Source organism: Parablautia sp. Marseille-Q6255 (genome assembly GCF_951230155.1).
Taxonomy (GTDB): Bacteria; Bacillota; Clostridia; order Lachnospirales; family Lachnospiraceae; genus Choladousia.
The window spans coordinates 1-23521 of the sequence record NZ_CATNVD010000024.1; the positions used below are offsets into that span (position 1 = coordinate 1).

20 protein-coding genes and 2 CRISPR repeat arrays are annotated in these 23521 nt (G+C 46.4%); of the genes, 18 read left to right on the forward strand and 2 right to left on the reverse strand.

Going from position 1 to position 23521, the window contains the following annotated elements; genetic code table 11:
• The first annotated feature begins 228 nt into the window (after positions 1–228).
• A CRISPR array of direct repeats spans positions 229–724; the repeat unit is 32 nt; unit sequence GTCGCTCCCTACGCGGGAGCGTGGATTGAAAT.
• Between the two features lie 83 nt (positions 725–807).
• From QOX44_RS16590 to QOX44_RS16620, 7 genes are all read left to right on the forward strand, one after another.
• The gene (locus QOX44_RS16590; RefSeq protein ID WP_283684814.1) at positions 808–1854 is read left to right on the forward strand and encodes a virulence RhuM family protein; all 1047 of its coding nucleotides are present in this window, start codon (positions 808–810) and stop codon (positions 1852–1854) included.
• Positions 1855–2840: 986 nt separating this feature from the next.
• Positions 2841–3604: direct repeats of the CRISPR family, unit length 32 nt; unit sequence GTCGCTCCCTACGCGGGAGCGTGGATTGAAAT.
• Positions 3605–4101: 497 nt separating this feature from the next.
• Positions 4102–4650 carry a CRISPR system precrRNA processing endoribonuclease RAMP protein Cas6 gene (gene cas6 / locus QOX44_RS16595; RefSeq protein ID WP_283684888.1) on the forward strand — a complete coding sequence of 183 codons (549 nt, stop codon included), beginning with the start codon at positions 4102–4104 and terminating at the stop codon, positions 4648–4650.
• Between the two features lie 26 nt (positions 4651–4676).
• Positions 4677–5495 (forward strand): DUF6602 domain-containing protein, encoded by an 819-nt coding sequence (locus tag QOX44_RS16600; protein WP_283684816.1) that lies wholly within the window; start codon positions 4677–4679, stop codon positions 5493–5495.
• A gap of 1 nt (position 5496) precedes the next feature.
• Positions 5497–7479: a Cas10/Cmr2 second palm domain-containing protein gene (locus QOX44_RS16605; protein ID WP_283684818.1), complete on the forward strand. Its 1983-nt coding sequence runs from the start codon at positions 5497–5499 to the stop codon at positions 7477–7479.
• Complete coding sequence (locus QOX44_RS16610; protein WP_283684820.1) at positions 7406–8137, forward strand: RAMP superfamily CRISPR-associated protein; 732 nt, start codon at positions 7406–7408, stop codon at positions 8135–8137. Before QOX44_RS16605 ends, QOX44_RS16610 begins: the two co-directional genes overlap by 74 nt.
• Positions 8124–9083, forward strand: a complete 960-nt coding sequence (locus tag QOX44_RS16615) for a hypothetical protein (RefSeq protein WP_283684821.1) — start codon at positions 8124–8126, stop codon at positions 9081–9083. The genes QOX44_RS16610 and QOX44_RS16615 overlap by 14 nt, the downstream gene beginning before the upstream one ends.
• Positions 9080–9838 carry a hypothetical protein gene (locus QOX44_RS16620; RefSeq protein ID WP_283684823.1) on the forward strand — a complete coding sequence of 253 codons (759 nt, stop codon included), beginning with the start codon at positions 9080–9082 and terminating at the stop codon, positions 9836–9838. Before QOX44_RS16615 ends, QOX44_RS16620 begins: the two co-directional genes overlap by 4 nt.
• 147 nt (positions 9839–9985) lie before the next feature.
• On the opposite strand, the gene QOX44_RS16625 is transcribed toward QOX44_RS16620, so the two are convergent.
• Complete coding sequence (locus QOX44_RS16625) at positions 9986–10726, reverse strand: lysophospholipid acyltransferase family protein (protein WP_283684824.1); 741 nt, start codon at positions 10724–10726, stop codon at positions 9986–9988.
• Positions 10727–10753: 27 nt separating this feature from the next.
• Positions 10754–12292, reverse strand: coding sequence for a 4-alpha-glucanotransferase (gene malQ, locus QOX44_RS16630; RefSeq protein ID WP_283684826.1), 1539 nt, complete (start codon positions 12290–12292; stop codon positions 10754–10756).
• Positions 12293–12441: 149 nt separating this feature from the next.
• Between malQ and QOX44_RS16635 the strand changes: the two genes are divergently transcribed.
• From QOX44_RS16635 to QOX44_RS16685, 11 genes are all read left to right on the forward strand, one after another.
• On the forward strand, positions 12442–12855 hold the full coding sequence (locus tag QOX44_RS16635) for a protease complex subunit PrcB family protein (RefSeq protein WP_283684828.1): 414 nt from the start codon (positions 12442–12444) through the stop codon (positions 12853–12855).
• 47 nt (positions 12856–12902) lie between these two features.
• The gene (locus QOX44_RS16640) at positions 12903–14474 is read left to right on the forward strand and encodes a DUF3794 and LysM peptidoglycan-binding domain-containing protein (protein ID WP_283684830.1); all 1572 of its coding nucleotides are present in this window, start codon (positions 12903–12905) and stop codon (positions 14472–14474) included.
• A gap of 95 nt (positions 14475–14569) precedes the next feature.
• Positions 14570–15436, forward strand: a complete 867-nt coding sequence (ispE, locus tag QOX44_RS16645; RefSeq protein ID WP_283684831.1) for a 4-(cytidine 5'-diphospho)-2-C-methyl-D-erythritol kinase — start codon at positions 14570–14572, stop codon at positions 15434–15436.
• 46 nt (positions 15437–15482) lie between these two features.
• A complete protein-coding gene (locus QOX44_RS16650; protein ID WP_283684833.1) occupies positions 15483–16157 on the forward strand; it encodes a GntR family transcriptional regulator in 675 nt (224 codons plus the stop codon).
• Positions 16158–16242: 85 nt separating this feature from the next.
• Positions 16243–16950 carry a nicotinamide riboside transporter PnuC gene (gene pnuC / locus QOX44_RS16655; RefSeq protein ID WP_283684835.1) on the forward strand — a complete coding sequence of 236 codons (708 nt, stop codon included), beginning with the start codon at positions 16243–16245 and terminating at the stop codon, positions 16948–16950.
• Positions 16951–17163: 213 nt separating this feature from the next.
• The gene (locus QOX44_RS16660; RefSeq protein ID WP_283684836.1) at positions 17164–17823 is read left to right on the forward strand and encodes a hypothetical protein; all 660 of its coding nucleotides are present in this window, start codon (positions 17164–17166) and stop codon (positions 17821–17823) included.
• 114 nt (positions 17824–17937) lie between these two features.
• Complete coding sequence (gene argS, locus QOX44_RS16665) at positions 17938–19704, forward strand: arginine--tRNA ligase (protein WP_283684838.1); 1767 nt, start codon at positions 17938–17940, stop codon at positions 19702–19704.
• A gap of 25 nt (positions 19705–19729) precedes the next feature.
• On the forward strand, positions 19730–20143 hold the full coding sequence (locus QOX44_RS16670) for a CidA/LrgA family protein (protein ID WP_283684841.1): 414 nt from the start codon (positions 19730–19732) through the stop codon (positions 20141–20143).
• Positions 20140–20832, forward strand: a complete 693-nt coding sequence (locus tag QOX44_RS16675; protein WP_283684842.1) for an LrgB family protein — start codon at positions 20140–20142, stop codon at positions 20830–20832. Before QOX44_RS16670 ends, QOX44_RS16675 begins: the two co-directional genes overlap by 4 nt.
• 193 nt (positions 20833–21025) lie before the next feature.
• Complete coding sequence (locus QOX44_RS16680; RefSeq protein WP_283684843.1) at positions 21026–22513, forward strand: alanine/glycine:cation symporter family protein; 1488 nt, start codon at positions 21026–21028, stop codon at positions 22511–22513.
• Between the two features lie 132 nt (positions 22514–22645).
• A complete protein-coding gene (locus tag QOX44_RS16685) occupies positions 22646–23500 on the forward strand; it encodes a putative manganese transporter (protein ID WP_283684845.1) in 855 nt (284 codons plus the stop codon).
• The last annotated feature ends 21 nt before the right edge of the window (positions 23501–23521 follow it).

Here is a 23521-nt window from a genome sequence, read left to right on the forward strand (position 1 = left end):
GGATGAGGTCAGCTTCCGCTGCGAGCGAAATGGAGCGAGAATGCGTTAGCAGCGTTGCCTGTATCCTGAACGGGCGTATGATAAATCATGTATGAAAAAATTTGCCAACGATTACTTGACAGTAACTCTGGAAAATGAAATGAAGATTTAGATTGCAATAATGGAGAAAAAATGGCATAATAAATAAAAAATGGAATGATTTTTTGCATAAAACTAGTTATTAGTGCTGTCGCTCCCTACGCGGGAGCGTGGATTGAAATAGGAGGCAAATGTATAAAAAGCTTTCTGAAATCGGTCGCTCCCTACGCGGGAGCGTGGATTGAAATAGTATCTGCGACAGCGTGGAAAGCTGCAATTTTTAGTCGCTCCCTACGCGGGAGCGTGGATTGAAATATCCGAGAATCCGTCGATCATATTTGATGCTTCGTCGCTCCCTACGCGGGAGCGTGGATTGAAATTCCATCAAAAAGCCACGAAAGAAACGTGCCGCCGGTCGCTCCCTACGCGGGAGCGTGGATTGAAATTCCTGTCTCACTTTTTCGTACTCCTGCTGAGTGTCGTCGCTCCCTACGCGGGAGCGTGGATTGAAATTAAAAATGCGTTTTCAGAATTGACATCGTGCCGCCGGTCGCTCCCTACGCGGGAGCGTGGATTGAAATTGCCATGAGATAAACCTCCTTTCAGTCTATTCCGTCGCTCCCTCCGCGGGAGCGTGAATTATACGAAAGTAGCATGATAGCTAAATGCAATTGTGGGGGCGTACTTTGATTTATAGAGGTAAATACAAATTGGAGGAGGAAATCCTATTTGAAAAAGAAAAAAAATGAAATAACCATCCGTTCCAGCGCGGCAGAATATCTGACTTATGTTGCTGCTGTTGGTAACCAGCAGGACAGCATTGAGATGCGTTATGAGGACGAGAATATATGGCTCACACAGAAAATGATTGCTACACTGTATGATGTGGATGTCCGTACGGTTAGTGAGCATATTAAAAAAATTTATTCTGATTCAGAGCTTGAGGAAGATTCAACTATCCGGAATTTCCGGATAGTTCAAACTGAAGGTTCCCGTCAGGTTACACGCGATACCAAGCATTATAATCTTCAAATGATTATTGCGGTTGGATTCAAAGTAAACAATGAGCGAGCGATACAGTTTCGTAAATGGGCTAATGGTATTGTGAAGGCTTATACCATCAAAGGATGGGTTATGGATGATGAGCGCTTGAAAAACGGTGGTTCAGTACTCACAACGGAATACTTTGACCGTTTGCTTGAGCAGATTCGAGAAATCCGTTTGTCCGAGCGCAGGTTCTATCAGAAAATAACAGATATCTATGCTACGGCACTCGACTATGACCGTACCGCAAAAACAACGAAGCAGTTTTTTGCAAAGGTACAGAACAAGATGCATTATGCGGTACATGGACATACGGCAGCGGAGCTGATTTATGAGCGTGCGAATGCAGATAAGTCACATATGGGACTGACCACATGGGCTGCGGCACCAGACGGCAAGATTGTAAAAAGCGATGTGAGCATTGCAAAAAATTATCTTTTAGAACAAGAAATGCGCTCTTTGGAACGCATTGTTTCGGCATATCTGGATTTGGCAGAAGATCGTGCGGAACGTCATATTCCAATGACGATGGAGGATTGGGTGAAGCGTTTAGATTTATTCCTGATGGCGGATGACAGAGAAATCTTGCAGGATGCGGGAAAAATCACAGCAGAGATTGCCAGGGCAAAAGCTGAGACCGAATTTGAAAAATATCGTGTTGTTCAGGACAGATTGTTTATGTCCGATTTTGATAAGTACATGCTGGAATTAGAAGAGAATGCAAAGAAATAGAATAGTTATTTCTTGCTTTAAATGCTGATTTTTCAGTGTAATAAGACTGCGTGGCTGGGAAGTAGAGTATCAGCTGGGCCTGAAAATAGGTGTTATTCTGTTCTCTGCATTGCAGACAGGAAAGGTAGAGCCGATGGCAACCTGGCAGGGTGAGGCAGCAGTGATATCTTTGTAAATACAAAGGAAATTGCAGACCTGTTTCAGTGTAAGACGACGTTCAGGTTGTGATACAGACAGCGGAATGTGTCGATATCTTCTTAACACAAAGAAAGTTGATATGCTTCCGCAAACAAAGATATTTTGATATCTTCAGATACTGTTTGGGTAGATCTCGGGTGATTGACATCAATCACAGACTAGAAAGTTACGAGGAGATTGTTGATCTGATTTTCAAGATGATGCTATATATTATCAGAGAAAAGTATGAGTATGAAAAATACTGTATTGAAAGCAGCCTCTCTTTAAATGGCATAGATTCTACAGAAATAGAGGATTGTTGAGCATAAGAATTATGATAAGGTAATCTATGAAAACTTCAGCTTCCAACTATTTTCCAGTAGCTTTTTGGAGAAAATGGGAAGGCAAATTACCTTGAAAGTATGAGAGTATTTAGCTTTTGCAAGAAAGGTAAAACACAGCACTGAGAGAATAGCATTTGTAGGATTGCTTTATGTATGCTATGAAATTCTAAGCAGAAGGAGCACACTGATCGATGTTCTATCGATGAGGAAAATTTATCATAAGGAATTGTCTAATTGACTCCTAAGAGATAATATAATGACTTTCTCGGGACAGACAGGTTTAATGAAAATGCCAGGTGCGAATGGGTAGTAAACAGAAATTTCCTGGGAGATTCGCACCGAAAAACAACTCATATTTTGTGGAAAATGTGAAAATGATTGAAATTAGAATTGCAATAATAGAGAAAAAAAGGCATAATAAATAAAAAATAATTGATTCCAAAAGAAAAATTAGCTAATAATGCTGTCGCTCCCTACGCGGGAGCGTGGATTGAAATTCTCAATGTCCTACCTCCGTTAAATATCAATTTCGTCGCTCCCTACGCGGGAGCGTGGATTGAAATTCCTCATCCTCACTACTGCTTTCGGTATTTCTCGTCGCTCCCTACGCGGGAGCGTGGATTGAAATAGATCAAAGTAGATGTGTGGGATGTGACAGGCATTGTCGCTCCCTACGCGGGAGCGTGGATTGAAATCTGTGCAGTGCGATGTATTTACCGTTCCACCGGCGGGTCGCTCCCTACGCGGGAGCGTGGATTGAAATTTTTGGTAGGATCGCTGTCCATGTTGTAAGCGAATAGTCGCTCCCTACGCGGGAGCGTGGATTGAAATTTCTATTTTTTCCATGTGTTTTCCCCTCTCTTTCGTCGCTCCCTACGCGGGAGCGTGGATTGAAATCAGTATATCGATTTGACTGCCTTAAAGCCGCTCTCGTCGCTCCCTACGCGGGAGCGTGGATTGAAATTTGATCTTGCGTCCTTCCGGCGGCACCTCGTCCAGTCGCTCCCTACGCGGGAGCGTGGATTGAAATTCGATTCTGACATGCGGTATTAAAAACAGGTTTTGTCGCTCCCTACGCGGGAGCGTGGATTGAAATTAAAAATCTGCATAAAATTCCCATTGCCTGATCTGGTCGCTCCCTACGCGGGAGCGTGGATTGAAATATGGAAGCTAAAAGATTTTTTACTTGATCGTAGTGTCGCTCCCTACGCGGGAGTATGGAGTGAAATTCAAGAGAGACATCCGCGTAGATTTGGTCATAATGCGATTTTGAGTGATTGAAGAAAGACAAAGAAAGAGAGAATGGGGGGATTTTGGCAGAGGGCAGTGTAATGATTGCAGATATTAGAAACAGTGAGTTTGAAGAATTTGAGTAATGGGTATGTTTATGAATGAACGAGAGTTGTTTGAAGTTACGTATTTACAACTGTGCATTTCTTTACAGGCACAGGAAAGTGCAAGGCTGCCAAAGCACCTGGGTTCTGCATTGAGAGGAGTTTTAGGGCAGGTATTGTATAGGACAGATCGAAAACTTTATGAATTTTTGTATGAGAACGGGAAAGAATGCAAAGATCAGCAGGATATTGTAAAGCCGTATGTAATAATTCCGCCAGCAGTTTGTGGAACAGAATTAGTAGTGCAAAAAGGAGAGGAGTTGAAGTTTGAGATTTTACTTTTTGGAAAAGGAGTGAAATGTGCGGCCTCATTGATAGATTCTTTGCAGAAAATGAAGCGGTTGGTAATAGGAGCACAGAGGTATCCGTTTTATTTATTGAGGATTATTGATACTTTGGAACAAAGAATACTTTGGCAGGAGGACAGAGATTTTATACGGGCGATATGTACGAAGAAATTGTTGCACTTGAAATTGGAAGGTGTGACGGGAGCAGTTGTGCAACTGCAAACCCCACTTCGGATTAGAAGGGGCGGAAAGTTGCTAACACATATTTCATTTGAGACGCTGATTCGAAATATTACGAAACGAATTGTAATGCTGGTAGAGCGATATGGCGGATGGGTGGATTATGAAGAGGTCAAAAATATTCAGATTCTTGCAGCGAAGGTGCAGACAGTAAAAGAAGAGGTGAAAGTAGAGTTTTTGGAACGATATTCTAATCGTTTGCATGGGAAAATGGACTTTAGCGGGCTGATTGGAGAACTGGAATATGCCGGAGATCTGACTCCGTTTGTTCCATGGCTGGCAGCGGCGCAGGTGCTGCATATTGGACGAAATACGACATTTGGAATGGGAAAGGTTCAAGTATATTTTATATAATAATGAAAAACAGGGGGATAAAAGGAGTGGATTTAGAGACGATTAAAAAAATTAAAGAGAATTATAAGCGAATGGAAGAGGATTATGTTAAACAGTTGTTTTTTTCAGTGCCTCATGGAAGCACAATTGGACGTTACAGGGAGCAGATTTGGGGAAAGATGTTTGAGGCAATTGTGCCTAAAAAGTTTGTAATAGAACAATCCGTTTTTATTATTGATTCTGCCGGAAATGTATCAAATGAGGTTGATCTGGCTATTTTTGATGAGATGTATACGCCGTATGTTTTTCGATATGGTCAAATTAAATTTATTCCGATTGAAGCGGTGGCAGCAGTTGTAGAATGTAAAAGTACGTCTATGGACAAAGATTTGTTGAAAAAGTGGGTAGAAAGGATAAAGAGCCTGGAGACTTCTGCGCAATCAGTTGCTCGGACTGCTGCCGGGGTTATATGTGGGTCGGCACCAACACAGACTGCGACTCGACCTTTACGTATTTTATGCTGTTTAAATGAAGAATATAAGGATCTGCAGGAAGTAGTCGACTTTGACGTGACGATAAGAGCAGGAGAAGAAAGATTAAAAATTGAATGGTCTTCAAAAAGAAAAAGTTTGTATGATTGGTATCAGGCTCTAAATCATGTGAAAGGAGAAAAACAAAGTCCGAAGCCTGCGTCTGAGGTAGCAGAACAAAATCTGGATAGTTATGAAGTGCAGCTTAATGGAGAGAAGTTATCCTTAATGACCTTCAATTTTCAATTTAATCAAATTCTGATGCTGATTAATAATCCAATGCTATTTCCGCATCTCGCATATGCCAAGTTATTTAACAAAGAGGGGGAGTCATAACGTGAAGGAACAAATTGCTGCATTATCTGTAGAAAAGGTACAAACGTTTTTGACAGAAGTTATCCGTTCCCATGTTCAAGAAAAACAGACGGAAGATGCCACTTTAAAAGGAATTGTAAATTCTTCTAATCAGATTTCAAAGGACTTTTTTGAGTCGATTGAAAAGCAATTTTCTGGTGTTGAGAAAAAAGTGCTGTTAAAGTGTTCAGGGGTATATATTTTTAAATGTTATTTGCCGGGAAATGAGCTGGAAGACAGATTAAATGAGCTGTTTCGAGAATATTACATAGCATCTCAGGGACAAAAATTACTTCGATGGTATTGTTTTCCTTCCGAAGAGATGGATGACCTCAGTGCGGTTAAGAAAGCCAAAGAAGCTTTGAAACAAGCGAAAAATTGGGGATATATCATAGAAAAAAATCAGGATCTTCTGTTTAAATGTAATCAAATACAGGAACAGGAAGAGAAAACATATGAAAAGCAATTGTCGGATGAATTTTCTGAAGATATAAATGCATTGAGGCCGGAGAAAAATGCAGAAAGAAAAAGATTTCGGATCGCTGTGATCAAAGCGGATCTGGATGGAATGGGAGCAATGTTTCAGGGAATTAGCGAGTATGAGAAGTATCAGGCGGTCAGTAAAATTCTCTATGAACAAGTTTCTTTAGACGGACTTTATAAAGCAGCGCATAAGTGTAAGCAAAAGAGGAAGACGGGATGGCTTTTTCCATTCTATATTGCAGGAGATGATATTTTCTTTGCTGTAGCAGTAGAGGACTTAATCTTGGGAATTGATGTATGCAGCAATCTGTTGTATATGATTAATCAAAAATTGCAGGAAAACAATATTTTAATAAAGTTAAGTTTGAGTATTGGAGTGGCAATTACATTTAATAAAGAGCCGATTCGTTATTATATGCAAATGGTGGAAGAGCAGTTAAAGATTGCAAAATCAAAAAAGCTTTCCACACAGTGTGAAAACCCGGCGATAATGAAAATTTGTATTGGCAATCTGGTATTTATTAGTGGGGCTGAACAGAACAGGGAGTTTACTCAAAAGCAAGCACTTCCTGAGTGGAAAGAGTTTTTGGAGGATCTGCAGCTTTTGAATGAGATAAGAAGTGATAAGGGAAAATGCAGTGAATTACTCGGAAAGACAAATTACTTTTATACGTTGTTGGAAGATATTTCAAATGAGAAGGTGCGTGAGAACGATATAGCCTATATTAATCATGTTTTGTACCATTTGCTGCCGGATTATTTTGAATCTTCTGATAAGCATCTTAAAGAAATGGAGACTTGCCTGAATTATAACTTGATAAAACAGTTATATCAAGAAAATGAACTTAGAATTGATAAAAGGAAAAAGCAGGATTTTGAAAAATATTTGCAGCTGATGATTTTGTTTAGTGATGTGCGTTTTCGTATTTTCAAAAGAAATAAGCAGCGAGAGTGGAGTCAAAATAAAGATAATTTATATAAATATTTGTTCAAGCAACCGAGAACTTATTTGTATCAGAAGTGTTTGCAGGAAAAAGAAGCGGAGCTGACAGAGATTTTTGTAAGGGACGCATCGGCAGAAACGAAACCAAAATATTCCTGTCTTATCCTGGAAACGACGATGTTTTACCGCTTGAGAGAAGTGGAATCTATACCAATAGAAAAAGCGGCGAATATGATAGAGCTGCGTAATTCATTCAAGGAAAATGAGAACCAAAGAGCAGACGAAAAGGAAAAAGGAGATAAAAAGTCTTCAAAGAGATTGTATTTTGAAAAAGAAAAATTTAAGGATATTGCAAATAAAGACAATTGGACGCCTGAATTTGTAGATTCTTTGATGCTATTCTATCGTTATAATGAACTGTCTAGAAAAACAGAGAAACAAAACAAGCACAAAGGGGAATGCCAAAATGAGAAATGCAATAAAAATAAGGGTAAAAGCACTGGCAAATCTGTTTATAGGAGGCAATCCAAGACCGTTTGAAATAGGAGGGATTGATCAGTGGACGGCGGTAGATGAGGAGGGATTTCCATGTATTCCTGCATCATCATTGAAAGGTGCACTGCGTGCCATTGTACAAGCAGATACAAGTGAAGATCGAAAAGAAATTGCTCAGTGGTATCGGGAAATGTTGGAAGGGGAAAAGAGGGAGACGCAAAAATGGCTGGGAAAGCTATGCGCAGAAAACAGGCAGGGAGATTACAAAGAAGAGCTGGAGCGAATTGAAAAACGCTACACAGAAGCAATAAATCAGGCATCGGCATGTTATCTTTTCGGAATTCGGGAGTTTAATAATACACCGAAACTATTATTTAATGATTTGAGACTGCGGGAAGAGTACCGTGACTTGCAGAAATGTTTTTCGATTGATGCAAAGACATCAATTGAATATACCGAAAAGAGTCCAAAGTCTAATCCGAGAACTTACAAAGCAGTCAGAAAAGGGATGGAGTTTGAAGGTGAGATAGAACTGCATCATTTTGATGAAGAGATAGGTGAAAAATGTAAACAATATTTGATTCAAAATTTGGAAAAATTTAATGATGGTATTTATCGGCTTGGCGGTTCGAAGAGCCGTGGTTATGGAAAAATCCATGTATCAATTTTAGAAGATGGGAGAGAGGGCAGTGAAAAATTATAAAGTGATATTGAAGTCTGTCGGACGGATTACACAATTGCCGGACTCTCAGAAGATTTTTGGAGCATTGATTACAGCGCTTTCAAGATTTGATGGTGAAGAGGAAGCGGCGCGGCTGGTAAAAGCTGTTTTTGAGAAAAAGAGCCATATTGCAGTCTCCAATCTACTTCCATTAGACTATTTTCCTGTTGCGCAGGATTATATTGTGGATAAGCTGGCCAGACAGAACTCGGATCAGAAATCTTTAAAAGAGAAGCGGGCAGTGGTAAAAGAGAGAGAGTTTGTAAAGCTGGAGGATTTAAAGCGGATATTGGAAAAACCGAGAATGTGCAAGAATATATTTCCATATGTGAAGGTGTCAGACAGTTACCAGCAACGGGCTTTTTCAGAAAGTACCTTTTATGGAATTGGAGGACTCGAAACAAAGTTATATACTGTGCCATCTGTAACAGTGGAAGAGGTTGTTGATCGAAAAGGGAGAAAGAACGTTGTTTCCAAGTACTGTTTTTATCTGCAGGGAGATGAATCCGTAATTTATGTAAAAAAGGTTATAGAGAACTTCAGGAAAAGTGAAGAATCTATTATTCTGGGGAAAAGAGCCTCTCAGGGATTGAATAAGTATAAGGTTCTTTCTATAGAGGAAGTCGAGCTTCAAAAATCTCAATCTTATTTGAATCTGGGAATGCTGCTGCCAGGGAGAATTGACTTTCAGAAATCTACACTGCGGTTATTTACTTCTGAGCGCCGACCATTTAGAATGCCGGGAGGGTGGAATGAGACTTGTAAATACTTTATCAGTTTTATTGACAGTGGGAGCATAATCGTATTGAAAGATGAAATAGAACAGGCAGGCAAAAGTGTATGCTCTCCGTTTAACGAAAGAAGGGATATTATTTTTGGAAATGCTTTTTTATATCCGATTGCGTTAGGAAAAGAGGAATACAGATGAAAGAAATAAAATATGAAATGAAAGTATTATCAAGTTTGATTTTGTCTCCGAGATCCGGCAGGGCTTTGTATAAGGACATAGACGAGTTTGAAGCATCGGCAGAGGTATCAAACAATAAGAAGAAAGAAGTAAGTTGTATTTATCCTTTCTACCAATACGGGGAATATAAAAGCTATCATCCAAAGGATGCGGAGTACTATATTCCTGGAAGCTCGGTGAAGGGTGCATTGTTGAGCGCAAATGATAAGAAGGTCTGTATGGTTGATGATGTGGAGGTAAAGAATACAGATATCGTTCTTCGCAGTTTGTATAAAGCGCAGTATATTCATGATACAGATCAGGAGAATGCAGCATTTTCAGTTTTTTTTGAGAATGTTGGTGTGGAGATGATAAAAGCAGGAGCAAGGCTGAATGGAAGTTTGTATTTGGAAAATAATGTGAAATTTTCACAAATTTTAAAATCAGCAAATGAAGCTACCAGGAACAAGATGGGGCAAATGCGGATATATCTTCAGAGCCTTTTAAACTCACACGATAAAAACGAAAAATTTAGCGATAAATTGAGAAAGATAGAGAAAGAATTGTCTCGAGTATTGTATTATGATAATGTGATTTTATTAGGTGGTTACAAAGGTCTGTGTCATTCTATGGTGTTGAAGACTAAAGAGGAAAAAGATTTTGGCGGAATTTATATAGACGATGAGAAAAATTTACCACATGGGATTGTTCAATTCATATATAAGGAACAGCATTAAAACATGTGAAAACAGAAAAGAAAAATAACAGAGGTTATTGCAAAAAACACATATACCCAAATGTGCCGGAATAAGTATTTTTGCAATAACCTTTTTTCTTTTGACAGAAAAGGTCTGTATTGTTTTTCCAGAAATGTGTAAATATGGTTATACTGCGGATGCGTTCTTTTTCAGAGTCTCGGCGATTACGTTCTGGACGTATTTACCGATAAATTTTTGTTCCTCGCGCGGGAGTTCTTTTGGATAGATCGGTTTTCCGTATTCAATGATCACGTGTGCCGGTCTGATACGCGGGAAGTGATCTTCAAACAGCGCCGAGGAATGGTTGATGCATACCGGGATGATCGGGCATCCTGATTTTGTCGCGATTTTAAACGAACCTTCGTGGAATGGCAGGAGCTCAAGCTCACTGGCATTTTTGCTGCGTGTGCCTTCCGGGAAGATCATGATAGAGACGCCTTCTCTGATCTTCTCGATGGCAGCCAGGATCGTCTTGAGACCTTCCCGAATGTCTGAACGGTCGAGAAACTGACAGTGCAGGAACTTCATCCATGTGGACAGGAGCGGGATACGGAGCATTTCCTTTTTGGCGACGTATCCGGTCAGCCCTTTGCAGCGTGCATAGGTAAGCACAATATCAAAATAGCTGCGGTGATTGCCGATGTAGAGGACTGCTGTGTCATCCGGGATGTTTTCTTCCCCGATCACAGTCAGCTTTACACCGGAGATGAGGATCACCAGTTTGAAGCCGGCCTGCACGATCCGCAGCGAGGAAATGTCCCTCGCATGAGGATTGAATTTCCCGATAATCCATTCCGCAAAAAAGACGGGAATGGACAGTACGAGATAAATGATGAGAAAAATCACAATAAGTATAAAACGAATCATGGTAAAAACCTCTTTGTAAAAATAGGATCAGCGGTTATACAGCTGTGTTGTTTTCAGGAGCCACTCGCAGCGTCCGTTAGAAAGCGCTTCTTTGGGATAGCGGAAGGTCCAGTTCGCAGCTGCGACGCCAGGACAGTTCATGCGCGCCTCGCTTCCCAGTACCAGCAGATCCTGCATCGGAAAGATTGCGTATTTGGCAATGCTGCCCATGCAGAAACGGATGAAATCAAGGCTTACGCAGTTGCCGTCTGTATTTCCCATACGGCGGATGCGGTCGCGGACGATTTCAGGCTGTACGGCATACCAGCCCATGGTTGTGTCATTATCATGCGTGCCGGTATAGCAGATGCAGTTTGTGGTTGTGTAAAAATGCGGGATATAATTGTCATCGTTCATATCGCCAAAACCGAACTGGAGCACCTTCATGCCCGGAAAACCGAGCTCGTCACGCAGATGCTCTACTTCCGGAGTGATCACGCCGAGATCCTCAGCGAAGATCGGAAGATTTTTGCCGAGTGCTTTTTCGACTGCGTGGAACAGCTCTACGCCCGGTCCTTTGACCCATTTGCCGTTTATGGCAGTTTCTTCTCCGGCGGGAACGGACCAGTACGCTTCAAAACCGCGGAAATGGTCGATCCGCAGGTAGTCTGTCAGGGAGAGCTGCCGTTTGATCCGGCTGATCCACCAGGCGTATCCGGTCTGTTCATGGTAGTCCCAGTCATAGAGCGGATTTCCCCAGAGCTGTCCCGTCGCGCTGAAATAATCAGGCGGAACGCCTGCGATCTGCGTGGGATGCCCCTTTGTATCGAGCTGGAACAGTCTGTTGTTGCCCCAGATGTCCGCGCTGTCCGCTGCGACGAAGATCGGGATATCGCCAATGATCGAGATGCCGTGCTCATGGGCGTATTCCCGCAGTTCAAACCACTGCTTTTGGAAAATGAACTGAATGAAGCTGTAATATCCGATCTCCTGCTTGAGTTTTTCTCTCCAGAGCTTTTTCGTCTTTTCGAGCGGCTGACGGATTTCTTTCTCCCACTCCTGCCAGCTTGCTCCATTATGGTAGTCCTTGCAGGCCATAAAGAGTGTGTAATCGTCCAGCCAGTCCTTTTCCTTCTCACAAAACTGCTCAAATTCTTCAAGAAGTGTTTTATCCGGTGTATGTGAAAAGGCAGCCCATGCCTTTCTGAGCAGTCCTGTCTTATATGCGATGACTGGACCATAGTCTACCTTCCAGTCATCCCACTGCGGCATGTCTGCGAGGTCCTCCTTTGTCAGCAGCTGCATATCGATCAGCTTGTCCGGGCTGATGATCAGCGGCTGTCCGGCAAAGGAAGAGAAGCTCTGATAGGGAGAATCGCCAAAGCCGGTCGGTCCAAGCGGCAGGACCTGCCACAGGTGCTGTCCCGATTTTTCCAGAAAATCAATGAAATCATAAGCGCCCGGCCCCATATCTCCGATGCCGTACGGAGAAGGGAACGACGTCGGATGCACGAGAATCCCGGAAACGCGGGTGTGCTTTTTGGTAATGACCGGTTCGGTCTTATCTGCTGTTGTCTTTGTATTCATAGGTATCTCCTTTATATTTTTCTCATATCCTTCATTATATCGAATCCGCTCTGGAAAGACAATTATTTCTTTTGAAAATACTGGCATATTTCAGGCATAGGGAAAATAACAATAGTATAAACACAGGAACCGGGTGTGATGAGGTGAAAATGAAATGGCGCGGGATTGGTCTGTTAGCGCTGTGTATGTGGATGGCAGTGCTGCTTTCCGGGTGTTCTGGTACTGGAGACGGACAGGGCGAACGAAAAGAGATTGAGTTTACAGTGATGGAGAGTGAGAAGCTTCCGCAGGAGCTGCGGGAGGCAATTGAAAAAAATAAGGCACAGGAGATACGTATGACGTATACTGACGGCGGATTTATGTATCTGATCCGGGGCTATGGAGAGCAGGAGACAGGAGGATACAGTATTTCTGTGTCAGAGTGTACGGAGGATGAGGAAAGGATTTATTTTGATACACGGCTGATCGGACCGCAGGAACAGAAAAAGCACAGGGACGCACCTTCGTATCCCTGTCTTGTGGTTAAGATCGAAGCAAGGGAAAAAGAAGCAGTCATAGAATAGAAAGCAGGGCAGGCAGAGCAGGTGAAGGCATAGAAAGGTGGTAGAGTATGGAACTTTTGATGAAAAATATACATATGTGCAGGCAGGCAAAGCAGGCGGGGACGCAGATCACGCTGGATGAGGATCTGAATGTGCCGGATATCAATCCGGACGTGGATACGATCATACAGAGCAGGGAGCGTGTGATCCTGGAAAATACGAGAGCGGAGGATGGTCAGCTTTGCGTTGGCGGAGTCATGGCAGTCAGTATTCTCTATATGGATGATACACAGGAGCGGCAGCTGCATCGGCTGGAGGCAAGACTGCCCTTTGCTGAGGTGATCAGCATGGAGGGCCTCAAGGCAGGGGAGACTGTGCGTGTGCAGTATGAGACAGAGGATCTGAGCGTTGCTCTGATCAATTCCCGCAAGCTTACGATACGGGCGCTTTTGAGTTTTTCCGCTTCTGTCGAAGAAATCTATGATCTGTCAGCAGCAGTGGAGACGCAGACGGGAATACAGACGTGTGAACGCAGAAAACGCCTGGATCTGATGCAGCTCGAGGTGCAGAATAAGGATATTTTCCGGTTGAAGGAGGAGGTGCCTCTGCCTTCCAATAAGCCCAATATCCGTAATATTTTGTGGGACAGCACGCAGCTTCGCGGCTGTCGTTTATCGCTGCGTGACGGCGGCGTGTACGTGCAGGGCAGCCTGTTTATTTTTGTGCTGTATCGTGCAGAGGATGAAAATACGAGTGTGCAGTGGCTGGAGCAGTCTGTACCATTTGAGGGAGAGATTGCGTGTGGCGGGTGCCGCCCGGATCTAATCCCCGATATTGATGCGGTGCTCTCTCAGGCGGATCTGACAGCGAAGGAAGACACCGATGGAGAGCTGCGGCTGTTCCATCTCGAGGGAGTGCTCGAGCTTGCGATCCGCGTCTATGGGAGTGAGGAGGCGGAGATACTGGAGGATGTTTACTCACCAGAGAAAAATCTGGAGCTTGTAACCAGCGAGGAGGTTTACGAGAGCCTTGTCATAAAAAATGAATCAAAATGCAGGGTAAATGGGAAAATCAGGATACAGAGTGCAAAGCCGCGGATCCTGCAGGTCTGCCACAGCAGTGCGGAGATCAGAATTGATAATATCCAGACGGTACCGGAAGGACTGCAGGTCGACGGGGCCATGCCGGTGTCGATTCTTTATATATCCTCTGATGACAGAATGCCATTTGCAGTATTGGAGGGAACGATCCCGTTTTCCCATGTCGCAGAGGTGCCGGGGATCAGCGATACGTGCAGATACTCTCTTCTGGCGGGGATAGATCAGCTTTCCGCGACGATGTCGGACAGCGAAGAGATCGAGGTCCGCGCGGTTGTGAGCCTGAATCTTTTTGTGGTGCAGCCGCATCGCCAGCAGTGTATCCATGAGATCCAGGAAAGAGAGTATGAGCTGGAGCAGCTGGAGGCTGTGCCGGGCATCACAGGCTATATTGTGCAGGGAGAAGAATCCCTGTGGGATATTGCAAAGCAGTATTATATGACGCCGCAGCAGATCATGGAAATGAATGGGCTGGAGTCAGAGAACGTCAGGAAAGGGGATCGCCTGATTTTAATGAAGAGTATGGTTCGGCAGTTTTCATAAAAATGAAAAAAATGACTTCTGTTCGTTGACACGGTCCGCAGGGGGGCGTAAAATAAAGGCACATTGTATACAAAGTGCAGGAGAGTACAAAGGATATGGAATTACAGCTAAAAGCTATGGCAAAAATAAATCTGGGTCTGGACGTACTGCGCAGACGCAGCGATGGCTATCATGACCTGCGGATGATCATGCAGACGGTCTTTTTGTATGATCAGATTGAATTATCGGAGACTGACACGCCGGACATTCGGCTTACAACGAATGTGGGATATCTTCCTGTCAATGCGGATAATCTCGTATATAAAGCAGCAAAGCTGCTTATGGAGGAGTTTGGAATAGAACAGGGAGTGCGTATCCACCTGAAAAAGTACATTCCGGTAGCCGCAGGGCTTGCCGGAGGAAGCTCTGATGCAGCGGCTGTGCTGATCGGTGTGAACCGGCTGTTTGGCCTGGGTCTGTCTAAGGAGGAGCTGAAGCAGCGGGGAGTAAAGATCGGAGCGGATGTCCCGTACTGTATTATGCGCGGGACTGCGCTTGCAGAAGGGATCGGAGATGTGCTGACGAGACTTCCGGATGCGCCGGATATGCATGTCGTGCTGGCAAAGCCGCCGATCCATGTCTCCACTGCTTTTGTATATACGAATCTGAGAGCGGACAGGCTGGAGCATCATCCGGATATTGACGCGCAGGTGAGAGCGATCCAGAGCGGGGACGCACATGCGATGGCAGCGCTGATGGGCAATGTGCTTGAGACGGTTACTGTGCCGGCGTATCCGGTCATTGACGAGATCAAGGCAGCCATGAAGCGCGCAGGCGCGGTAAATGCGATGATGAGCGGGAGCGGGCCGACGGTTTTCGGGCTTTTTGATGATGCCGGCCGTGCAAAGGCTGCATATGAAGAGCTCAGAGGCAGCTCTCTGGCAAAAAACGTGTATCTGACAAGGTTTTTCCATAACCGGTAGCACCGGACAGGAAAGATGACTGCCGCGGGTGCGGCGGGGAGGAACTATGATAGAAAATATTCAGTTGCAGATGAATGAATATCTGCCGCTGCGTGACGTCGTATTCCAGACGCTGCGGCAGGCGATCCTGAGAGGAGAATTGAAGCCGGGAGAGCGGCTGATGGAGATCCATCTGGCACAGAAGCTCGGTGTCAGCCGGACTCCGGTGAGGGAGGCGATCCGGAAGCTGGAGCTGGAGGGGCTGGTGCTGATGATCCCGCGAAAGGGCGCTGTAGTGGCAGAGATCACGATCTCTGATCTGGAGGATGTCCTGGAGGTGCGCATGGCGCTCGAAGAGCTTGCTGTCAAGCTGGCCTGCAGGATGATCACAGAAGAGCAGCTTGAGCAGATCCGCATCCTGGCGGAGGAATTTGAGCAGACACTTTACGGGGAGGATGTCGGCGCCTGTGCGCAGGCCGACATGAAATTTCATGAGGCGATCTATGCAGCTACAGGAAATGGACGGCTGGTGCAGATCCTGAATAATCTGCGGGAGCAGATGTACCGTTATCGCATGGAGTATCTCAAAGACCGCGACGCGCACTGCCAGCTCGTGCAGGAGCATGCAGAGATCCTGGAGGCGCTTCGCGCGCGTGATGTAGAGCGGGCGCTCGCGGCGTCCGGCTGTCATATTGAACGGCAGAAGGAGCACATCATCGGAGTATTAAACGCAAAGGAATAGCAGATGAGAATGTGAGAAGCATTCGTTTATACATCAGTAGATCCTGGAAGATGTATAGCGGATGCTTTTTTGTGAGGAGGAACACATGAAAAAGGGAAAAGAATTACTGAATTATTTTACAAAGGGAGAGCTTGCGCTTTGGATGGGATCTGTGGCTGCGATACTGGTATCCTTTCTTTTATTTAGTCAGGATGGTCTGCTGACGCTGCTTGCTTCTCTTGTAGGCGTCACGTCTTTGATATTTTGTGCAAAGGGAAATCCGTTTGGACAGATGCTGATGATCCTGTTCAGTCTGCTTTACGGGATCATATCGTATACCTTTTCGTATTACGGAGAGATGATCACGTATCTGGGGATGACGATGCCGATGGCGGCAGCTGCGCTGGTATCGTGGACAAAAAATCCATATGAAGGGAATCGGAATGAGGTGGAGGTGAATGAGCTTTCAGGAGCACAGTGGCGGCTGATGTGGGTTTTAGGCGTGCCTGTTACGATCGGGTTTTACTTTGTGCTGAACTATTTTGGCACGGCCAATATCGGTCTTAGTACGCTGTCTGTGCTGACAAGTTTTATCGCGGTTTATCTGACCTTTTGCAGAAGCGCCTATTTTGCTTTGGGATATGCTGCAAATGATGTGGTACTGATCGGTCTGTGGATTATGGCCGCCTGGTCTGAGCCGCAGTACTGGTCTGTGGCAGTCTGCTTTATCGCGTTTTTTGTCAATGATATTTATGGCTTCCTGAACTGGCGCAGGATGTGGAGACGTCAGACCCTGCGGGAAGCGCACAGTTAAAAGCGGCTGCGTAGACACAGACGGATGCACAGACAGATAGACAGAACAGACAGCCGGGATGCGCCAGCCGCAGCCCGGCATACTTCTTTTTCTGAATCGGAATAAGCGGCACAAACAAAGGCATACTAATTGTCATAGTATGCTGCACCCGCCTGCTGCTTTGGCAGGCAGAGGGGAAAGCGGCAATACAGGAAAAGGAAGCGGGGATCTGATATGAGTACAGGAGCAGGAAGATTCTGGTCAAGGAGAGAGTGGCTGCTGGCAGCAGAGGGTTTTGCCAGGTTTGCGGTGTTGTTTGCGCTTGTGCGCGCCGGGGGCTGGACAAAGCCGGGGCTGGGAGTACTGACGATGGGCTGCATCGTCTGGTGTGCTCTGAGTGTCTGGATGGAGAAATTGCTGTGGCAGGAGGAGCAGACCTTTGCAGCGCTTTTAAAAGCCGGAGGCCGGGGCGTGTATCTTACCGTCTGTCTTAGTGCAGTGTGGTTTTTTACTGCGCAGATATCTGTTTTTTTCTATTTTTGCCTGAGGATGGTCCTGCATCTGTGGGAAATGCTGTGCGGCAGGGGAGCTGCGTGGGGAAGCCTTGTACTGCTTCCGGTGCTTACGGCAGTGGTCGGGAATTCGCTTTTGTATCTGCGCAGCCTGTGCGCGCGTCTGTGGAGGGAGCTGCATGGGGCGTATACTGCATGGAATCTTCTGTGGTGGGCAATGGCTCTGGCAGCGTTTGCGATGGCAGTGGGATACCGGGATGAATATTGTGCCGCGGGCTTTTATCTTGCATATAACTGGCAGCTGCTGATGTCATTTCTGGGGCTCCTTTGTGTGTTTTTCACAGTACGAAAAAAGTACGGAAAAAGGGATTGTGGGGAATGAAATTTGTGTGCTATACTAACATGTATGCCATAAGGCATGAAAAACAGATAGTTGGAGCGCTTCCTTCCTGATAGGAAGCAAAAGAACGAGAAACAGGAAAAGGATGGATGAAGGATGAAAAAGATTCTGGATTTGATCAGTCAGGAGGTTATGGATGCATTTGCTGCATGTGGCTATGACGCGGCATATGGCAGGACAGGGATCTCCAACCGCCCGGATCTGTGTGAGTATCAGTGCAATGGTGCGATGGCGGCGAAAAAGGTATACGGAAAGGCACCGATCCTGATCGCGCAGGAAGTAGCTGCGGCACTTGCAGGCAGCCCGGTGTTTGAAGAGGTGTGTGCAGTAAATCCCGGATTTATCAATATGAAAATTTCTGGAGCGTATCTTTCAGAGTATCTGCTGCGCATGCAGGCAGACGAGAAGCTGTCGGTTGAGACGGCACAGCAGAAAAAAAAGATCATGATAGATTATGGCGGACCAAACGTAGCAAAGCCGCTTCACGTAGGCCATCTGCGTTCTGCCATCATTGGCGAGAGTGTGAAGCGGATCGGACGTTTCGTCGGTCATGAGGTGATCGGTGATGTACATCTGGGGGACTGGGGTCTGCAGATGGGGCTGATCATCACAGAAGTGAAAAAGCGTAATCCCGAGCTTGTGTATTTTGATGAGAGCTTTGAGGGAGAGTATCCGCAGGAGGCTCCGTTTACGATCTCAGAGCTGGAGGAGATCTATCCGACAGCGAGCAAAAAGTCCAAGGAGGATGCTTCTTATAAGGAAGAAGCGCTGGAGGCGACGGCAAAGCTTCAGGATGGAGTACGCGGATACCGGGCGCTGTGGCAGCATATCCTGAATGTGTCTGTCGCAGACTTAAAGCGTAATTACAGCAACCTGAACGTAGAGTTTGATCTGTGGAAAAAGGAATCAGACGCGCAGCCGTACATACCGGAGATGACGGAGTACATGAAAAAGGAAGGCTATGCGTATGAGGATCAGGGCGCTCTGATCGTGGATGTAAAAGAGGAGACAGATACAAAAGAGGTGCCGCCGTGCATTATCCTCAAATCTGACGGAGCTGCGCTTTATACGACGACTGATCTCGCGACGATCATCGAGCGTATGAAGCTGATCCATCCCGATACGATCATTTACGTTGTAGATAAGCGGCAGGAGATGCATTTTACACAGGTGTTCCGCTGCGCGAGAAAAACAGGGCTCGTGGATGAAGATACACAGCTCAAATTCCTTGGCTTTGGTACAATGAATGGAAAAGACGGCAAACCGTTTAAGACAAGAGACGGCGGTGTGATGCGTCTGGAAACACTGATCGCGGATATCACAGAGCAGATGTATAAAAAGATCACGGAGAATCACGATGTAGATCCTCAGGAAGCAAGACAGACGGCGCGTCTTGTCGGACTGTCTGCGATCAAGTACGGCGATCTGTCGAATCAGGCGTCAAAGGATTATATTTTTGATACAGAGAAATTTACTTCCTTCGAAGGAAATACGGGGCCGTATATCCTGTATACGATCGTCCGCATTAAATCGATCCTGAATAAATACAGGGCAGGCGGAAACGAGGTGAACGGTGCAGGACTTCTGAATCCTGTGACGGGAAGCGAAAAGGATCTGATGCTGCAGCTCGTAAAGTTTAACAGCGTGATCGAACAGGCCTTTGAGGAGACGGCGCCGCACAAGATCTGTTCCTTTATTTATGATCTGGCGAACGCGTTCAACCGTTTCTACCATGAGACGCGTATTCTGGCAGAAGAGGATGAGAAACAAAAGAGCAGCTGGATCGCGCTCCTCGACCTGACGCGCAGAGTACTTGAGACAAGCATTGATCTGCTTGGCTTCTCTGCGCCGGAGCGTATGTAAAGAAAAAGAGAAGGTGTGCCAAGTCATGAAATATGTGAGACAGTTTGCGATAATCCTGGCCGTATCATTTCTGGGAGAGGTGCTAAAAGCACTGATCCCGCTGCCGATTCCGGCCAGCATCTATGGTCTGGTGCTGATGCTTGCAGCGCTTTGCCTGAAGGTGATCCCGCTGTGTGCAGTGAAGGATGCGGGAAAATTCCTTATAGAGATCATGCCGCTTATGTTTATTCCGGCAGCCGTCGGACTGACGCAGGCATGGGGACGGATACAGTCGATCCTGATCCCTCTGATCATCGTTACCGTGGTATCTACAGTACTCGTTATGGCAGTGTCAGGCCAGGTGACGCAGGCTGTGATCAGAAGCGGCAGGAGCGGATCTGATCAGAAGGGCTCTGACAGGGAGAGCTCCGGCGGGAAAGAGGGGCGTGACAGAGAATGAAAGATCTGTTTAGTAATTCTGTGTTTTTTGGCGTGATGATAAGCGTGCTGGCATATGAGCTGGGAGTACTGTTAAAGCGCAGGCTCAAATGGGCAGTCTGCAATCCGCTGCTGATCGCAGTGATTGTCGTGATGCTCACACTGGCTGTTCTCGGGATTGACTATGAGAGCTATCAGGAGGGGGCACAGCTTTTGTCGTATCTGCTGACGCCGGCGACAGTATGTCTGGCGATCCCGCTCTATGAGCAGATCGTACTTTTAAAAAAGCATGCGAGAGCGATCATGGCAGGGCTTGTCTCCGGTGTGTTTACGAGTCTCATCTCCATCCTTGTGATGGCGATGATCTTCGGCTTTAGCCATGAAGAATACGTGACACTGCTTCCAAAGTCGATCACGACAGCGATCGGTATGGGCGTTTCAGAGGAGCTTGGCGGTATTGTGACGATCACCGTAGCAGTGATCATTGTGACAGGGATCATTGGAAATGTGATCGGAGAAGCGGTATTCCGGCTGTTCAAGATCGAAGAGCCGATCGCAAAAGGGATTGCTCTGGGTTCTGCCTCTCATGCCATCGGGACGGCAAAGGCGATGGAAATCGGTGAGATTGAGGGAGCAATGAGCAGCCTGTCTATCGCGGTGGCAGGACTTCTTACGGTAATTGGAGCATCTGTGTTTGCCCAGTTCCTGTAATGCCGGCGGAGAAGCAGTATGGCATAAAGATATGTGCCATGATGCAAAAAAAGAGATGTGGACGATATCAGAGGGCTGCTGCAAATACTTATTCCGGTGAGTTTTGCAGCAGTCCGCTTTGCTTTTATCCGTATGAAACGGCACTTTTCTGCATATATATAGCTCAATGGTACAGCGGCAGCGGGAGGCGCGGATGTCAGTATATGCACTGATCGGAAAATGGAACGATGGGATCAATGAGCTTGTGTGGGGGATGCCGATGCTGCTCCTTCTGATTGGGACCGGATGCTGGATGACAGTCAGGACGGGCTGCTTTCAGCTGCGATATTTCCGATACTGGATGAGCTGTACGCTCGGAAAGATCTTCACCGACCGTCGGGTGACAAGGCATACCGGAGACGGTCAGACAATCTCACAGTTTCAGTCGCTTTGTACGGCGCTTGCAGCCTCGCTTGGCACAGGAAATATTGTCGGAGTGTCGACTGCGCTGTTTTTAGGCGGCCCGGGCGCTGTTTTCTGGATGTGGGCTGCGGCATTTTTCGGTATGATGACAAAGTATGCGGAAAATGTTCTGGGCATTTATTTTCGCAGAAAGAATGCCCGGGGAGAATGGTGCGGAGGGGCGATGTATTACCTGGAATACGGTCTTGGCGCGCAGCGTGGATGTGCCGGGATCGGCAGGAGGCTGGCCGTGCTGTTTGCAGCGTTTTGTATTCTGGCATCCTTTGGGATCGGAAATATGAGTCAGATGAATGCCGCTGCGCAAAATATGGAAGCAGCGTTTGGGATTTCTCCCTATATCAGCGGGAGCGTGCTGATGGGGGCAGCAGGGCTGGTCATTATCGGAGGTATGAAGCGGATCGCCCTGGTGGCAGAAAAGATCGTACCGGTTATGGCAGTGCTCTATATCGCCGGAAGTGTGGCGGTGTGTGCGGTAAACATAGAGCAGGCGCCGGCGGTCTGGACGGCGATTGTCAAAGGGGCGTTTGGGATAAAAGCTGCCGGAGGAGGTCTGGCAGGGTACGGTATACACGCGGCGCTTACCTGGGGAATGAAGCGGGGCGTATTTTCGAACGAGGCAGGACTGGGGTCTTCGGTGATGGTTCATGCAGGATCAAATGTAAAGGAGCCCGTCCAACAGGGGATGTGGGGGATCTTTGAAGTATTTGTCGACACGGTTGTAATGTGCAGCGTTACGGCATTTGCCGTTTTATCATCCGGTGTGATGGGGATACCGGACGGCTCTTGTGGGCTGTGCGCGGATGGAAGTGCGGCAGTCGGAGCGGCATTTGGCACAGTGTTTGGCAAGGCAGGTCCGGCGTTTGTAGCGGCGGCGATTCTGATGTTTGCGTTTTCAACGGTGCTTGGCTGGTGCCATTATGGGACAAAGGCATTTGAATACCTGTTTGGGGAACGTCAGGTCCATCTGTACCGCGCAGCATTTATCGGGATGATCTTCTGGGGCGCGGTGATGGATCTGCAGCTTGCCTGGGATCTGTCAGATACCTTTAATGGACTGATGGCACTTCCGAATCTGGCAGGGATCCTGCTGCTCTCCCCGCTTGTGCTGCGGATTACGGATAATTATAAGGCGCGGCGGTTTTGCGGAAAGCAGGTACGCCCGATGCTCTCTGCCTTTTCCGACATACAGGAGGAGCAGGAGCATGGGAAAGAAGTATAAAAAAGACAGAAGCCCCTGTTGCTTCCTGAGGTTTTGTGATATGATAGTCAGCAGAATGCTGCCCTTTGGAGGCGCAGACGCGCTTTCACATGCAAATGGGGGCAAAGCAGCAGATGACAGGAAGGCGGTTTTATGCAGGAAATTTTAACAGACAGTATAATAGACTGCCTGAAGCTTCTGCCATTTCTCTATTTGTCATATCTGGCAGTAGAGTATGCAGAGCACAGGATGAGTGAAAAAACAAAAATAATGATCTACCGTGCCGGAAAAGCAGGTCCGGTCATCGGAGCGCTGATCGGGGTGATCCCTCAGTGCGGGTTTGCGGCAGCGGCGGCAGGACTGTTTGCAGGAGGGATGCTTTCTCCGGGGACGCTTCTGGCAGTGTTTTTGTCGACCTCAGATGAGATGCTGCCGATCATGCTTTCAGAGGGGATCGCTTTTTCCGTGATCCTCAAGATCCTTCTGGTAAAGGTCATTGTGGCGATGGCAGCAGGGCTCGCCCTTGATCTGGTGGCAGAAAAGGTACTGGGCAGGAGAAATGAGCTGCCAGATCATCCGCACATGTGCGAGCATGACCACTGCGGATGCGGCGAGCACGGGATATGGCAGTCTGCGTTTGCCCATACCGTGCAGACAGCAGGCTTTCTGTTTCTGATCTCACTGGCGATCGGAGCTGCGATGGAGCTGTTTGACGTGGCAGGTTTTTCTCATACGATCGCAGGAATGCATGGAGTGACAGAGCTTGTCGCCGGTCTGGTGGGGATGATCCCGAACTGTGCGGCGTCTGTGCTCATCACACAGCTGTTTCTGGAAGGGATACTGGGAAGCGGAGCGCTGTTTTCGGGACTTTTATGCGGAGCAGGTACAGGACTTCTCGTTTTATACCGGGAAAATTCGAGCCGCAGGATGAATCTGGCGATCACGGCAGCTCTTTATATCAGCGGTACAGTATCAGGTATGATAATTGGTATGCTGGGTATTTTATAAATAGAAAGGGAGCACAAAGGA